The organism is Vibrio tapetis subsp. quintayensis, assembly GCF_030409945.1.
GTDB classification, from domain to species: domain Bacteria; phylum Pseudomonadota; class Gammaproteobacteria; order Enterobacterales; family Vibrionaceae; genus Vibrio; species Vibrio quintayensis.
Map to the genome: position 1 here is coordinate 15,983 of NZ_JAUFQV010000019.1, position 13,953 is coordinate 29,935.

Here is a 13,953-nt window from a genome sequence, read left to right on the forward strand (position 1 = left end):
TTCCAATTAAAAGACAGCCTTCGGAGGTGACTAGGTGACCCGAAATCTAACTAGTGCTCTGCTCCTGTAAGGCTAGTCAAACATCTTAGCGGCAGCTAGTCTCTGATCTATGGGGCTTACTACTGATTCAGCATTCAAAACTCTTTTCTTATGATCATTTCATGAACCGAACTAGCAAAAACACCAGATTAATAGGCTAACTTGTGAAAAACATCAGATTATATGCAGCCAAAGGGAAAAGTATCAGATTAAGAAGCTAGTTTGCGAAAAACATCAGAGTAAATGCAGCCAAAAGGAAAAGTATCAGATTAAGAAGCTAGTTTGCGAAAACATCAGAATAAGAGGTTTGAAAGAGAGTGCCACAAAAAATGAAGCTCTTGCAGGCCATTTTTCAATGATGTTTAACTATATCAAACAGTGGCGGTTCGCTGTATGGAAGCTAAAACAGACTAATCACTACTACCCTCCTAGTTTCCATTTTGGTTATCGCTACGAAGTTCAACCAGACTTCCAAATTACCAAAAGTTTCTAACTTGGTTATCCTTAACGTGACTTCCAAACGATTGATACAGAAAGGTAGCAAGTTTCCATCTTAGTTATCTGTGATCAGCTGAATTAATGGCAAGTTAATAAAAGGTGAACCAACAGGTTCACCTTTTTCATGTATATATTCTCCATCCTGCATTTATTCTCCATCATGAAGCCTTAACACACCGTCCGAACACCAATTCATCTTTGAGCAAGCTGTTCATTTTTTCTGGTGCTGCTGGTTTACCGAAATAATAGCCTTGAATGACATCGCAATCGGCTTCGCATAGGAAATGATAGGTTTTTTTATCTTCGACCCCTTCCGCAATCACTCTTAAATTGAGTCCGTGGGCTAATTGAATAATAGACTTAATGATTGCAGAGCCTGCTTCTGAGCTGTGTACATCTTTAACAAAGCTTTGGTCAATTTTCAGCGTGTTAATCGGCAACTGCCTTAAGTAGTTCAATGAGGAATATCCCGTGCCAAAATCGTCTATCGCTATGGTGACGCCAAGATCTCGAATTTGATTGAGCACCATGATGACCCTGTCGATATCTTCAACCACCATAGATTCCGTGATCTCTACTTCGAGTGTATTTGAGACAATCTTGTGCCTTTGAATCGCTTTGCTCAATGTGGTGATTAATGTCGGTTCCTGGAGTTGTTTTACAGACAAATTTACCGACAGGCGTAACTCTGGATTTGATTGATTCCAGATAGCGAGTTGCTTACATGCCTCTTCTATAATCCAGTTTCCAATAGTAATTATAAGTTGGCTATCTTCTGCGACCGGAATAAAATCTGCTGGCGGTATCAACCCTTCAATGGGGCAATGCCAACGAACCAAGGCTTCGAAGCCGTAAATCGTCTTGTCACTGCTGTTTATCTGCGGTTGATAGAACAGCGTCAGCTCCTTTCGAGATAACGCGTTTTTTAAGCGCTGGTTAATGGATGCTCTTCGCCTAACGGCATCCTCTAGATCCGATTGAAAAAACTCCCATGTGTTTCGGCCTTTTGTTTTGGCTGAATACATCGCCATGTCGGCCTTACGTATGTAATCTTCTGTCGTGTCTTCATCGTCATCACCAATATGGACTCCGATACTCATGGTGACGAGAATTTCTACTCCGCCACAATTAAATGGTCGAGCCATTTCAGCCATTATTGAGCGAACCTTTTGGTCGACTTCGTCTTTATTCGATACATCTTCCATTAAGACGAGAAACTCATCGCCTCCGAGCCTCGCAAGTTGATCACGTTTTCTCAACGAACGCATGATGGCTTTGGAAGCCGCACACAGCAGTAAATCGCCGATGTGATGACCATGTAAGTCATTTACCTCTTTGAAGTTATCTAAATCGATGTAAAGTATGGCGGTATAGTGCTTACGTTGCGTTAGCGCGACGTCAATCGCTTCGGTGATTGACAGCCGGTTAGGCAGAAACGTCAGCATATCATGGTGGGCCTGAAACGATATTTGATCCTGTTGTCGCTTGAGTGCTGTGACATCTCTTATGCACCAGACCCGGCCCAAAATTTCGCCATCTATAGACTTAGGCCGACTGTAATACTCTAAAATCGCCCCCTTGACTAATTCAACAGTACCGTTGACGACACAACTTGGATCACTATTAATATGTTCAAAAACCGAGACAATTTCTATGGGAGTGCTCGCAATCGAGGAGATCTTTCGAAATAAATAATCGTTACCTTCGTGCTTAAGCTTGTTTTCATCTAGCATCAGAATAGTCAGTGCACTTTGGTTGAAGTGGCTCACTTCGCCGTTACCATCAACGGTAATTAACCCCTCTTTAATCGAGTCAAACGTACTTCCTAGTGTCGCTAATTGCTCTTTTAATAGTGAATTTTGCTCGACTAACTCTGACGACAGCAGCTCTAAAGCGTGCTCAAGAAGCTTATGATCTTTGTCGTTTTGTACATACGCGGTATCAACAGCATTAATCAGCGCCAACGTATTTGGCTCTAATTCAGATTCTATTACGTTAAAGCGATTTAATTGCCTTTTTAGTAATCGATGCATCAAACGTTCTCAGTAAGCGTAGTTATGGTCATGGTTTGGTTATGCAATGCACATTGTGCTGTTTCAATTATAGGAGAAATTTCCCCGTACGAATAAAAGCCAGTCATCGGAACATCGTCTCCAATAATCTCTTGTACCGCTTCTGTTTCTTCTTCAATTCGTTGCTTTAGTACCATTTTTCGTCCAACGCAGCTGATCAAAATAGCCAGCTCGGTGGTTTCCAAAATTGACTGACAATGGGATGCGGCGTCACTTGCTCCGTCTACCAAACGGTCAAAATTTGCTTTCATCAATTGTGCGTACGCACCTTGAGGTATATCTCCGGCAAAGGTTAAGCTTTCTTGCTCCTCATCAATTGCCATTATCGTCCGCACAAGAGGTGCGGAACCGATGGTTTCACTAATGCTGAGCGGGAACAACAACCCGGAAGCCGGGAGTTGCGACGCGTACTCGCCTAAATACGACTTATAGAGCGCCAGTGCTGACTTATCATCAATTTCATAAAGGATGTTTTCTTCCGATCGGGTTATTTTCCTTTGAGGTCCAAAGCTGTCCCAGCCACCCATAGATCCGTAGCCAACAGAAATTGCATCGCCATACAGACCAATAGCAACCACAACGGGTTCATCCGAGACGTCGTTATGCCATGCATGCGTCTTTTGGAATCGATCCGCATCCCCTGCTAACCCACCGGTGATATTGACATCCTCTGGCATCTCTTTAGTTAACCGTGCTACCAAGTCGGTACCATTGATGTTTAACCCATCGGACAAAACGAGTACGTGCTTTAACCCATATTTCGACAACTTATTCGCTAGCGCTTCTGCAACATACACACTGCTTTTATAGTCACGCACATTAACTGAAACGACTTCGACAGGTGTTTTTGCGAAAGTGATGGCCGTTAAGGTTAATACGTCATCGAATACCATGGTCCCTTCTATTTCTCCAGCGGTCGAGCAGCCCACAATTTGTGCATGTGGGTAAGCCTCTTGAACACTCGGTTTAACGTGTTGGTATAGATCTGCTGCACCAAACATCAAAATTAATTGAGCTTCTGAATCAACACTGTTCAGCGGAGATTTCCATTGGTTAGACTCATACCTATTTTGAGCTATCTTCATAATTTTCGTATCCCAAAATTTCTTTCCAATAAATAGCGCCAATACTTATTCCAGTACGCTCGCAATATAATTACAGTATGGTAGAAAAATTCGATACTTCCATTGTATCTACCGCTCAATAAACATACTAAAACGGACAATACGGTTCGCCCTAATCGATATTGAGAAAACAGTCTGAGAGCAAACCATATAAGAATCGTTAAAATACAGTGGTTAAATTCGAAATAAGTTGAGCTGATTGTGAAATTAATTTTTGACAACGGGAACTTTTGGCAACATAAGAGTAGAAATAGACGAATCGGTTTTTGATGTGGTCAATAGGCTCATCGCCAACGGGAGGGTTTTCATAACTAAAAAAGGCCGATAACGCGCAGAAGCATTCATCGACCCTATTTTGCTAAGTTTGTAACAATTACTTTTGAAGCTGTTCTTTTGCGGCTTCGACTTTAGAGAAGTCCAAACCTAACTCTTCTACTGCTTCTTTAATGAGAACAGGGTTTTGCATTACCTGCCCCATTAATTGCTGAAGCTTTTCCTGTGGCAAACCAAGTTGGCTAATTGTCGCCATTGCTGCAAGCGGGTTTTCCGTCAATGTTTTGAACAGGTCGTTGATCTGTTGATCGTCAATATTGTTTTCTTTCAATATCGCTAGAATTGGGTTCATTTATTTGCCTTTACACATCTGAATTCAATAAGTACATAGTCTACCACTTGGTTGTACTCCTAGGATAAGCTTTTATTACAGCCCAGGTTGACCTTGGTGTACTAGCTCTAGCGAGCACTCTACGCGGTTTCTTCCATTCTCTTTCGCTTTGTACATGGCTTGGTCGGCCCTAGCGATTATCGAAATCAAATCATCTCCTGAAGACAACTCAGCGACGCCAAAACTGGCAGTGACCTTAATGTTCGATTTTTTAATCACCATTTTCTCTTCAATCTTGTGCTTGAGTTTCTCCGCTAATATTTCTGCTCTGTCCAAGGTATTGGGGCAAATTATCACAAACTCTTCTCCACCATATCGAAATAGCAGGTCTTCCTTACGAATATTCTTCAGCAGTAAGGTGGAAAATGTCGATAGAACAAGGTCTCCTTTACTGTGGCCAAGCGTGTCATTGAGTGCTTTAAAGTGGTCAAGATCCAGCATGATGACTGATAAAGGAAGTTGGTGGCGATATGCCCGAGAAATTTCTATTGGTGCGAGTTCACTGAGTGCGCGGCGGTTATACGCCCCAGTTAGCTCGTCTTTTCTTGCTTGATTACTCAGCTTACTCTCTAGCCTAGCGCTAATCATCCATAACAAGCCAAAACTGCTGGTTACAATAAGTAAATTAAATACAAGAAAGGCCAACTGGTGAACGCTGCCTGCAGACATGAATTCAACGAGGTCGCTTTGACCCATCGACCATAGCGATCTGAAAGAAAAGTAAAATGCCGTTAAGATAAACGGGGCTAAAGTCATCCACTTAGCGATTGGCAGTTCTTCAACTTTTCCTCGAAGCAAACTTGAAGCACACAAACCCGATTGCAACGCCATGGCAACGCTGATCCAAACCAACCGGCTCGTCAATGAGGGCTCGAAATACGTGTAGTAAACAAAAATAGCGATGAGGCAAACAAGTAATCCAAAACCAACGTATCCCACTCTTCCGGACAGGCCTCGGAACAATTCCAATCCTAAACCCATTAAGATGTAACCCAGATAAATCAAAGAATTAGCAGCGATAATGGACATAAAGTTGGAAACAACGTCTCGCATGCTGAGTAAAAGAAACCCAATCCCGATGCTTAATAAGCCAAAAGCATAGTGTTTAATGCCTCTAAAACTGGATTGCATAAGGGATAGAAAGCAAAGCCCCACACCAAACACAAATGAGAGCAGCACGGTCATGAACGACAAGGTTCGAATATCTAGTTGAATTATATCCACTGTTTTCCTTATGAAAATGTGCAGATTTATAGGCCATAAAAACGGCTATGGCTCTGTTAACTAAGGCGACTCTTATTTAAAAGTAGCCCATATTTCGATGAACGCGCAATTTTCGGTTTTCTTATAAAATATAAAGTTCATCACAATATGTAGGGCGAGCACTAACGTACATTCAGCACTTTGTTGCCGAAATCTTTAGGCACATTTAAAGGCCGCCATACCATATGGGTAGCGCCTAAATTATTAAACGGAGAGAATAATGCCTACAAAATCAACGCTGTTACAAAGACTAAATGAAATAGGACAATCCTTAGAAAACTCAGGTAAGGCACTTGCGTTACTTGGGCTTGGCTCAGTTGGAAATGAAACAGATCGATTAGATGAATATTCAGATCTCGATTTTTTCGTGATCGTCCAATCCAATCAAAAGCAATTATTCTTAGAAAGCCTATGGTGGCTCGAAAGTGTGAAAAGCATTAACTACAAAGTGAGAAATACCGTCGACGGTTATAAAGCGCTGATGAGCGACGGTATATTCTGCGAGTTTGCAGTATTTGAAGTCCATGAGCTTGAAGGTATTCCTTTTTCAGAGGGAAGAGTCATCTGGCAAGATAAAGATTTTGATGCCAACGTCTGTACTCCGAAGAACTGCCCAGCAGAGGCTGAACCTCATAATATAGACTGGGTACTTGGCGAAGCGCTGACCAACTTATACGTCGCAATTTGCCGTTTCAATCGTGGCGAAAAACTCTCTGCCATGCGGTTTTGCCAATCATTTGCCTTAGATCGCTTGATTGATCTTGTGAACAAGACAGAAAAGCCGCAATGCGAATCTATTGATCTATTCGTTGCGGACCGACGCTTAGAACAGCGATACCCAAACTTTGCCAATTTACTTCCTACGTTTGCCCAAGGGTACCAGAACACTCCGCAATCTATTTTAGCTCAACTTGGATTCCTTGAGACTCATTTTAAAGTAAACTCCTCCATGAGTTCATTAATCATAGACTTATGCAAGACGGAACCTAGAACAGTGAACACGAATTAAACCTTGGACGCTCACGACAACACACTTTAATCCTTACGACAAATAAACCGATTAGGACTCTCAATGAAGTTCTGTTCAAATGCGCGCATAGAAGATGGTTCTATATTATTCTCATGTAGGTATTAAGATGTTTGCTATTGATGATGTTGTTGTCGCGACTAAAGGGGTTGAGCTGGGGCCAATGATTGTAGTTGGTTTGAGCGCAGGTGGATATTACACCCATGTTTTAGTAAACGGCATGACCTTGACTTACCCTTCTCTGGATTTAGAAAAAGCGTAAGCCTACACATCGCTCATGTAACAAGGATGGCTTTGTCGTTGTCCTTGTTACCTCTCCCACTACGTTCCTGCTTTACGAAATACCGAGGGCGTCACACCGACACGCTGCTTAAACTGAGCAGACAAATGCTGCTGAGATGAAAACCCGCAGGTAAGCGCCAGTTCGGCGAGCGTCAATTGGCTGTTCAATAACAAATACTTGGCAAGTTCAATACGACGGCCCAGCACATATTGATGCGGCGTGCATTTGAAACTGGTTTTAAACATCCGAGCAAAATGGAATTCGCTCAACTGCGCGACAGACGCCAAATCTCCCAAACCAAACGTCTTCATCAAATTAGCTTCTATATAGTCCACTACTCGACGTTGATTCTGCGGTGATAACCCGCCAACGCAAGGAGTAATAGCAATAGGTTGTTGGCAATATTGGCGCAATAGGTGCAACAATAACATTTGCTGAGCGTGAGAAATCATCAGCTTATCCGTCGCACTTTCCCAATTGAGCTTGAGCATCGTCTCTCGGACAAGTTGTGTAACAAATGGATCATCAACAAACGTTATTTCTTTTAATTCTACGTGACGCCCCTCTTTATCGAATACTTGCTCAGCGAAACTTTGTAGGTTGGATTGCTCAAAGTAGAAATGAAAAAATTGAAAGCGAGTTGAAAAAGACCAATCAGAGCGGTGTTCCTGTGGCATAAGACACAATTTATTCGGTTCACCAGACACGTTACCTCCACTCGTCACTCGTTGAGTATTCTCTCCTCCTTCCAAGTAATAACTAAGGGTGTGGTGACCCGGTTTATCGTACGTGGCACTGCCGTGACTATTACTCCAAACAGCCGAGCCCATACCATTATCTGACCACAACTCGTTATGCAGCGTTGCGGTATTATTCGACAGAACGTTAAAAACCCGTTGCCGTTTACCATTGTGAGAAGATCCGTTTCTCATGCCTATTCCTACTGGTTAACCTATCATTGCGATACTGATGACTAACCATGAATATACGCGCTCACGCCATTATTGAACACTCTCCTTACTAGAAAAGCGCAAGAATCTATAAAAAGCGCAAAATTAAGGCATACCGCGTCCGTGCAAAACGCTATTTTGGCGCATCACAGCATGAGAAAGGAATGAATTAATGAATGGAATGCTATACGCGGCAACAGTCTTAATATGGGGGTCAACCTGGTTAGCCATTGCCTACCAATTAGGTGACACCCCTGTGGTGGTTTCAGTAGGTTGGCGTTTTGGATTAGCGTCTATAGTGCTCTTCGCTATCCTGGTGTGGCGTAAAGCCTTGCCAGCACTGTCACGTCAGAACCACAAAATGGCGGCACTACTTGCTTTGTGCTTATTTTCAAACAACTTCCTATGCTTTTACGCCGCAACTGAATACTTGCCGAGTGGTTTAAACGCCGTTGTATTTTCACTCGCTCCTATTTTGAATGCGCTGAATTTGTGGATGATAGAAAAGCGAAAACCGTCCAAAATTTTTGTACAAGGCGCGTTAATGGGGTTTACGGGTGTCGTATTATTGTTTGCATCGCAATTTTTAAGCGCAGAGATGGATTGGACCATATTGTTAGGATTGTCTTTAAGCTTGCTGGGGACTTACTTCTTTTCGTTAGGAAACATGGTGTCAGCGCGTGCTCAACAAAGCAACATGCCGCTTCTACCCACAACAGCTTGGGCGATGGGGTATGGCGCGGTTTATTTGTTTGTCATCGCTTTGTTCATGGGAGAATCGCTTGTGGTAAGTACATCGCCAATTTACGTAAGCGCTTTAATTTACCTTGCCATTGTGGGTTCAGTAATCGGCTTTAATACCTACCTTGCGCTAGTAGGACGCATTGGCGCCGCAAAAGCCGCTTATTGTACCGTCTTGTTCCCTCTGGTTGCCCTATCTCTTTCTACGTTATACGAGGGTTACGAGTGGACTGCACTTTCAATGTTGGGCGTCTTTTTGGTCGTTGGTGGTAATTTACGTGTATTCGGATTACCAGAACCAATAAAACGCTGGGCAGGAATGACTACCCATACCAGCTCGAGCTAGCCGACATGTGATTAGATTAGATTAGATTAGAATTGATTAAATAATAGTCTTGTATTGAGTCATAGGGAAAAGTGGGTTATCTGATCGGATTGAAACAAAGAGATAGCCTGCTTTTCGAGACTCTTCCATCCTTGAGTTTTGTCCAACGGTTCGGAAGCAAGCGTTACATTTTCGCCATTCCTTCTAACAAACACCGTTGGTGGCTGTTTATCAGTGCTGTATCGCACAACCCAAAGTTGATTGCCATCAGATAGACAAATCGAGGCCTTAAAAGGATCAGATACTCCCTTTGATCGGCATGCATGTTCAATTTCTGCCAGCGTTGTTCGTATCGCGTTCACCGGGTCCTGCTTCAAATCGTTTTTTAACATAAGAAGAAAAATTAATTCGCTGTCTGTGGTTCCTAATCGCTTCAGATACAGCGCTTCTGGTAGCGAACGCTCTAAGTCGAACTTAACCAGCTCAAACTCACCAATTTGACCATTATGCAAAAACATCCAATTGTCTAAGACAAACGGATGGCAATTCGCCCGCGATACCTGAGCGCCAGTAGAAGAGCGAACATGAGCCATAAAGCGGTGAGAACGAATATGATGAGCTAAGGATCGCAAGTTTTCATCTCCCCATGCAGGCAATACTTCATGGAACTGCCCCGGAGAGGTTTGTTCTGTATACCAACCAAGTCCAAACCCATCAGCATTGACCCGAGTAACCGCTTTACGCGCATCCAAACTTTGTTGAATTAAAGAATGTTCCGGTTGATAAACCAGTTCATCGAGATAAATCGGGCTTCCTTGATACGCTAACCAACGACACATAATCGATACTCTTCTTAAATAGTCAACAAACTAAACCACTTTTCGATGTCGCAGGCAATAAGCACTTAGATTTATTCAACTACAAACCTTTTTCATAGAGCTTGATGAGCAAAGGTACGTATTGAGCGTACCTTTTTTGTTCATCTTTTCTAAATTTCATCACATATTCAAACATATAGACGACATAACTGTATATCACTTAGCAACCATCAACACGCCACGATGTCTCTTTGAAAGTCACTTTTGTCCCATCCTCGCTAAACACATAATACGCCAAGCAGTTGTCTGCCACCGTCCGGCCTCTAGGAACAAAAAACATTCCCCACCCTGCATAACCAGGTAACACTTTATTGGCTTGGGTTTGGTCAACCACACAAATCGGAGCACCGGTGCAAGGTGTGGTTAACGAATCCGGTGTATAATAGCCATTCCCCAAATACGCGATATCACTATTCATAATAGATGCAATAGCTCCGTCCCACAGCTCTTGAGGGGTGCCAAAGTAGGTGTTGATCATGACTCCGCCTACATCAACTTGAACACTGCGCTGCTTATCTTTTCCTTGAACGATAGCTTTATAGTTAACCTGCTCTACCACTATGCGAAAACTCGATGCAATCCCTTTAACGACCGATGAGGTCGCGTCCGATTGGATTGATAGGTACTTTGGCAGCGCGGTAACGGCCACAACACCGAGTATGACCACAACGATAACCAATTCAATGATCGTGAATCCTTGTCTCTTATACATTCCGTTGTTTCCCAATTACCTATTTTTATTATGACCCAAAATCAGCTTAGTAAGTATCTCAATAATAAGATTCGATTTATTCTGTTTTTCTTGTTCATTTCATGCGATGTTGTTTAGCAGTACCGTACTAAATGATAAGGAATGACGAAGCATGATCGATCTACGCTCTGACACCGTAACACGACCGTCTAAAAAAATGCGCGAAGCCATGGCTAACGCAGAAGTTGGAGATGATGTTTATGGCGATGACCCTACTGTAAATGCTTTGGAGCAATGGTCTGCTAACAGACACGGTTTTGAAGCGGCTCTTTTTACCACATCAGGCACACAAGCTAACTTATTAGGCTTGATGGCACATTGCGGTCGTGGCGACGAATACCTGTGTGGCCAGCAAGCCCACAATTACAAATTCGAGGGGGGCGGTGCCGCCGTATTAGGCTCAATCCAACCGCAACCTATTGAAAATGAAAAAGACGGGACTTTGTGCTTCCAAAAACTCGAAGCCGCTATTAAGCCTGACGATATTCATTTTGCACCGACCCGTTTATTAAGCATTGAAAACACCATCAATGGCAAGGTGTTACCCATGCAATACCTAGCGGATGCCCACGATTTTGCTAACAAGCACGGCCTAAGCCTCCACCTAGATGGTGCGCGTGTTTATAACGCAGCAGTTGCCAGCAATGTGGATATTACCGAGATCGCCAAACACTTCGATAGCATGACGATATGCTTGTCTAAAGGTTTGGGAGCGCCAATCGGTTCACTCCTTTTAGGCGATAAAGCTCTGATAACCAAAGCCCGCCGACTCAGGAAAATGCTTGGTGGCGGCATGCGTCAAGCGGGAATACTCGCAGCCGCAGCCCGAATTGCTTTAGAAGATAATATTGAAAGACTGGCAGATGACCACGCTAACGCTAAGTACTTAGCATCTGAGCTAAACAAGATCGATGGTTTCACTGTTAACGTTGAACACGTGCAGACCAATATCCTGTTTGCGAAAGTAGCAGACAATATTGATACAAAAGCCTTGTGCGACAAACTTAAACATCAAAATATCTTAGTTTCACCTGGCTCGCCTATGCGTATGGTGACGCACTTAGATATTGCTCGACAAGACATCGACACATTGATCACAGCCATCAAATCTCTTATCTAGGCGCACATACGTCTACAAAAACACGTCCATCTTTAAAATCACAAAGGAGAAGCCCACGCTTCTCCTTTTTATTACTGCTTCGCCTTTTTCTTGCTATAGCAAACGGCCCTCTCGCGTTATGCGTTAGTTCGGTACTTAGTTAACAGCGAACTCAATGTTTGCGACGTACTGGATAAACCTTGGATTCCAGTTACTGACTCTTGCGTTGCATTAAGCAAGTTGCTTGATTGGCTGCGGATCTCTGCAAGATCTTCTGAAATAGAATGCACCGTCGCATTTTGCTGTTCTGCAGCCGCCGCAATCTGAACACTCATGTCCATAACTTGCTTCGACGACTCTGCAATATTACCCATGTCCTGACCGATCTCAGTGATCATTTCGTGACTGGTTTGGGTTTGCAGTAATGTTTCTTCCGTCATTTGTGAAATTTCTTTCGTTTCACTTTGCAATTTATCGATCGTACTGCGAATTTCAATGGTCGCTTGTTGAGTACGACCCGCTAGGGTTCTTACCTCATCTGCTACCACAGCAAAACCACGGCCTTGCTCACCCGCACGCGCCGCTTCTATCGCTGCATTCAGTGCAAGCAGGTTGGTTTGCTCAGAAATGGCAGTAATAGTAGAAAGTACATCGTTAATCTCGACGGTCTTTTCATTTAAACTCGCAATCGAACCTGAGGCTTCTTGGCTGTGTTCGGTCAAACGTTCCATCACACCAATCGCTGACAGTACGCGATTATGACTATCTCCAATACGAGAAGAGTCTTTATTGGCATGCTCTGCAGCTTGTGAACCGTAGTTTGCAATTTCATTTGCGGCTGCTGACATTTGTTCAACTGCGGTTGCTACTGAGTCTACAGCTGCGTATTGCTGATTCACGTTCTGCTCTGAAGATCGCGCTTGTTGTTCAAACGACGTCGATGTAGATACCAAAGTAGAAGAACTGTGTTTCACGGTATCAACTAACTCACTAATGGTGTCCATCGTTCTATCTAATTCGGAACCAATGATCCCAAACTCATCACGCCCCACATGAAAGCCGAGTCGCGACGTTAAGTCGCCATCAGCGATTCGTCGTGTCGCTTGGTGCATAACCCACAATGCACCAAGTAAATAGGTCGCAATCCAATAAAAGCCAAGCGCAATCAACAATAAAGGAAGAGTTGAAATGATAAATATCGACAGCGCTGAATCACTTTTTGGTTCGTTGATGTTCATTTGGTAAGTAGCGTAACCACCATTAAGTGGTAACGAAACCAAGACACTATCACTTGATACCCTGCTTGCTGCCTTGGAAGATGACAAACGAACACCTTGAGCTTCAAGCGCTTTTTTTTGTGTCTCGGTATCTAATGATGACGTCACTTCAATCATCGCTCTCAGAGACGAGTTTGCGGCGACTTCCGCTTGTTTTGTAGCAACAGCACTGGCCTCGGAATAGTGGTAACCCGCAGAGCCAACTATGGCAACGGTAATAATGATGAACATTGCCCAAAACTTATCGGTAATGTTGGTCTTCACAAATAACCGATCAATGGTTCTAAAATCGACTTCTCTCATTTTCATTCCTTGCGTTTTCAAACGGCTTACTTCTTTGCTCTCGGATTTAACGAGATGCAAATCACACTAATAGTGTAATATTAATGGAATGTAACAAAAATAATATTGAGTAATGTCTCATTAATTAGCAAGAACCTGTGATTCACAGCCAAAATATGACGGTTAACGCCACATTGCTTCTTTCGGACAAAGCCAATAGTCAAACAAGATGTAAGACAGGGAAAACGATCACTCAACGTTGATTAATGTATACCTTATTAATTTTAGGAAAGAAAAGAAGTTTAAGCCAAAAATTGAAGAATGAAACATGCAATAAATGCAGGTAAACCAGCAAGGAACATAACGAAGCCAAATTGATAGTTAAGTTGGGCATCACGCCGCTTGTCTGATTCGAAATCATGTTCAACCATGGATTGAACACGGCTACTGGCGGAGTCATCGTAGTTATAGGTTTTACTGTGCATACCTCCCTCCCACGTGAGTTTCGCAACGGCCCAAATGATAATGACGGTATAGAAGAGGAAATCCACAAGGTTAGTTGCTTCAAACGCAGTTACATTGTTTGAGAGTATGAATACGGTTAACGCCGCGATAGCGTTAACCAAGATAATGTGTTTAATCAGATTAAAAATAGGGTAGCCCTTAAATCACGATTTCAA

General features: G+C 43.0%; 13 protein-coding genes. 4 read left to right on the forward strand and 9 right to left on the reverse strand.

The genetic code is table 11. The features are described 5' to 3' along the window. Window positions 1-695: 695 nt before the first annotated feature. From QWZ04_RS07780 to QWZ04_RS07795, 4 genes are all read right to left on the reverse strand, one after another. The gene (locus QWZ04_RS07780) at window positions 696-2,570 is read right to left on the reverse strand and encodes an EAL domain-containing protein (protein WP_290326661.1); all 1,875 of its coding nucleotides are present in this window, start codon (window positions 2,568-2,570) and stop codon (window positions 696-698) included. Further along, window positions 2,570-3,694, reverse strand: a complete 1,125-nt coding sequence (locus tag QWZ04_RS07785; RefSeq protein WP_290326663.1) for an FIST signal transduction protein — start codon at window positions 3,692-3,694, stop codon at window positions 2,570-2,572. Before QWZ04_RS07785 ends, QWZ04_RS07780 begins: the two co-directional genes overlap by 1 nt. A gap of 412 nt (window positions 3,695-4,106) precedes the next feature. Further along, window positions 4,107-4,358, reverse strand: coding sequence for a DUF2999 family protein (locus QWZ04_RS07790; RefSeq protein ID WP_290326665.1), 252 nt, complete (start codon window positions 4,356-4,358; stop codon window positions 4,107-4,109). A 75-nt stretch (window positions 4,359-4,433) separates the two neighbouring features. After that, entirely contained in the window at window positions 4,434-5,621 is a 1,188-nt protein-coding gene (locus tag QWZ04_RS07795; protein ID WP_290326667.1) for a GGDEF domain-containing protein, read from the reverse strand. Between the two features lie 259 nt (window positions 5,622-5,880). Here QWZ04_RS07795 and QWZ04_RS07800 point away from each other — a divergent pair, with 259 nt between their 5' ends. Beyond that, window positions 5,881-6,669, forward strand: a complete 789-nt coding sequence (locus QWZ04_RS07800) for a hypothetical protein (RefSeq protein WP_290326669.1) — start codon at window positions 5,881-5,883, stop codon at window positions 6,667-6,669. A 127-nt stretch (window positions 6,670-6,796) separates the two neighbouring features. Continuing rightward, the gene (locus QWZ04_RS07805) at window positions 6,797-6,949 is read left to right on the forward strand and encodes a hypothetical protein (RefSeq protein ID WP_290326671.1); all 153 of its coding nucleotides are present in this window, start codon (window positions 6,797-6,799) and stop codon (window positions 6,947-6,949) included. A 59-nt stretch (window positions 6,950-7,008) separates the two neighbouring features. On the opposite strand, the gene QWZ04_RS07810 is transcribed toward QWZ04_RS07805, so the two are convergent. Beyond that, a complete protein-coding gene (locus QWZ04_RS07810) occupies window positions 7,009-7,902 on the reverse strand; it encodes a helix-turn-helix domain-containing protein (protein WP_290326673.1) in 894 nt (297 codons plus the stop codon). A 190-nt stretch (window positions 7,903-8,092) separates the two neighbouring features. Here QWZ04_RS07810 and QWZ04_RS07815 point away from each other — a divergent pair, with 190 nt between their 5' ends. Next, on the forward strand, window positions 8,093-9,007 hold the full coding sequence (locus QWZ04_RS07815; protein ID WP_290326675.1) for a DMT family transporter: 915 nt from the start codon (window positions 8,093-8,095) through the stop codon (window positions 9,005-9,007). A gap of 59 nt (window positions 9,008-9,066) precedes the next feature. On the opposite strand, the gene QWZ04_RS07820 is transcribed toward QWZ04_RS07815, so the two are convergent. Both QWZ04_RS07820 and QWZ04_RS07825 read right to left on the reverse strand, forming a co-directional pair. Next, a complete protein-coding gene (locus QWZ04_RS07820) occupies window positions 9,067-9,825 on the reverse strand; it encodes a class II glutamine amidotransferase (RefSeq protein ID WP_290326677.1) in 759 nt (252 codons plus the stop codon). A gap of 199 nt (window positions 9,826-10,024) precedes the next feature. Next, complete coding sequence (locus QWZ04_RS07825; protein ID WP_290326679.1) at window positions 10,025-10,576, reverse strand: prepilin-type N-terminal cleavage/methylation domain-containing protein; 552 nt, start codon at window positions 10,574-10,576, stop codon at window positions 10,025-10,027. Window positions 10,577-10,727: 151 nt separating this feature from the next. Between QWZ04_RS07825 and ltaE the strand changes: the two genes are divergently transcribed. Beyond that, complete coding sequence (gene ltaE, locus QWZ04_RS07830; protein ID WP_290326681.1) at window positions 10,728-11,735, forward strand: low-specificity L-threonine aldolase; 1,008 nt, start codon at window positions 10,728-10,730, stop codon at window positions 11,733-11,735. A gap of 116 nt (window positions 11,736-11,851) precedes the next feature. On the opposite strand, the gene QWZ04_RS07835 is transcribed toward ltaE, so the two are convergent. Further along, entirely contained in the window at window positions 11,852-13,294 is a 1,443-nt protein-coding gene (locus QWZ04_RS07835; protein ID WP_290326683.1) for a methyl-accepting chemotaxis protein, read from the reverse strand. A 281-nt stretch (window positions 13,295-13,575) separates the two neighbouring features. Next, on the reverse strand, window positions 13,576-13,926 hold the full coding sequence (locus QWZ04_RS07840; RefSeq protein ID WP_290326783.1) for a hypothetical protein: 351 nt from the start codon (window positions 13,924-13,926) through the stop codon (window positions 13,576-13,578). Window positions 13,927-13,953: the final 27 nt, after the last annotated feature.

What these genes read in the sequence shown, in the direction of transcription:
- QWZ04_RS07780 (WP_290326661.1), bottom strand. Translation starts at nt 2,570, where the DNA reads ATGCATCGATTACTAAAAAGGCAATTAAATCGCTTTAACGTAATAGAA.
- QWZ04_RS07785 (WP_290326663.1), bottom strand. Translation starts at nt 3,694, where the DNA reads ATGAAGATAGCTCAAAATAGGTATGAGTCTAACCAATGGAAATCTCCG.
- QWZ04_RS07790 (WP_290326665.1), bottom strand. Translation starts at nt 4,358, where the DNA reads ATGAACCCAATTCTAGCGATATTGAAAGAAAACAATATTGACGATCAA.
- QWZ04_RS07800 (WP_290326669.1), top strand. Translation starts at nt 5,881, where the DNA reads ATGCCTACAAAATCAACGCTGTTACAAAGACTAAATGAAATAGGACAA.
- QWZ04_RS07805 (WP_290326671.1), top strand. Translation starts at nt 6,797, where the DNA reads ATGTTTGCTATTGATGATGTTGTTGTCGCGACTAAAGGGGTTGAGCTG.
- QWZ04_RS07810 (WP_290326673.1), bottom strand. Translation starts at nt 7,902, where the DNA reads ATGAGAAACGGATCTTCTCACAATGGTAAACGGCAACGGGTTTTTAAC.
- QWZ04_RS07815 (WP_290326675.1), top strand. Translation starts at nt 8,093, where the DNA reads ATGAATGGAATGCTATACGCGGCAACAGTCTTAATATGGGGGTCAACC.
- QWZ04_RS07820 (WP_290326677.1), bottom strand. Translation starts at nt 9,825, where the DNA reads ATGTGTCGTTGGTTAGCGTATCAAGGAAGCCCGATTTATCTCGATGAA.
- QWZ04_RS07825 (WP_290326679.1), bottom strand. Translation starts at nt 10,576, where the DNA reads ATGTATAAGAGACAAGGATTCACGATCATTGAATTGGTTATCGTTGTG.
- ltaE (WP_290326681.1), top strand. Translation starts at nt 10,728, where the DNA reads ATGATCGATCTACGCTCTGACACCGTAACACGACCGTCTAAAAAAATG.
- QWZ04_RS07835 (WP_290326683.1), bottom strand. Translation starts at nt 13,294, where the DNA reads ATGAGAGAAGTCGATTTTAGAACCATTGATCGGTTATTTGTGAAGACC.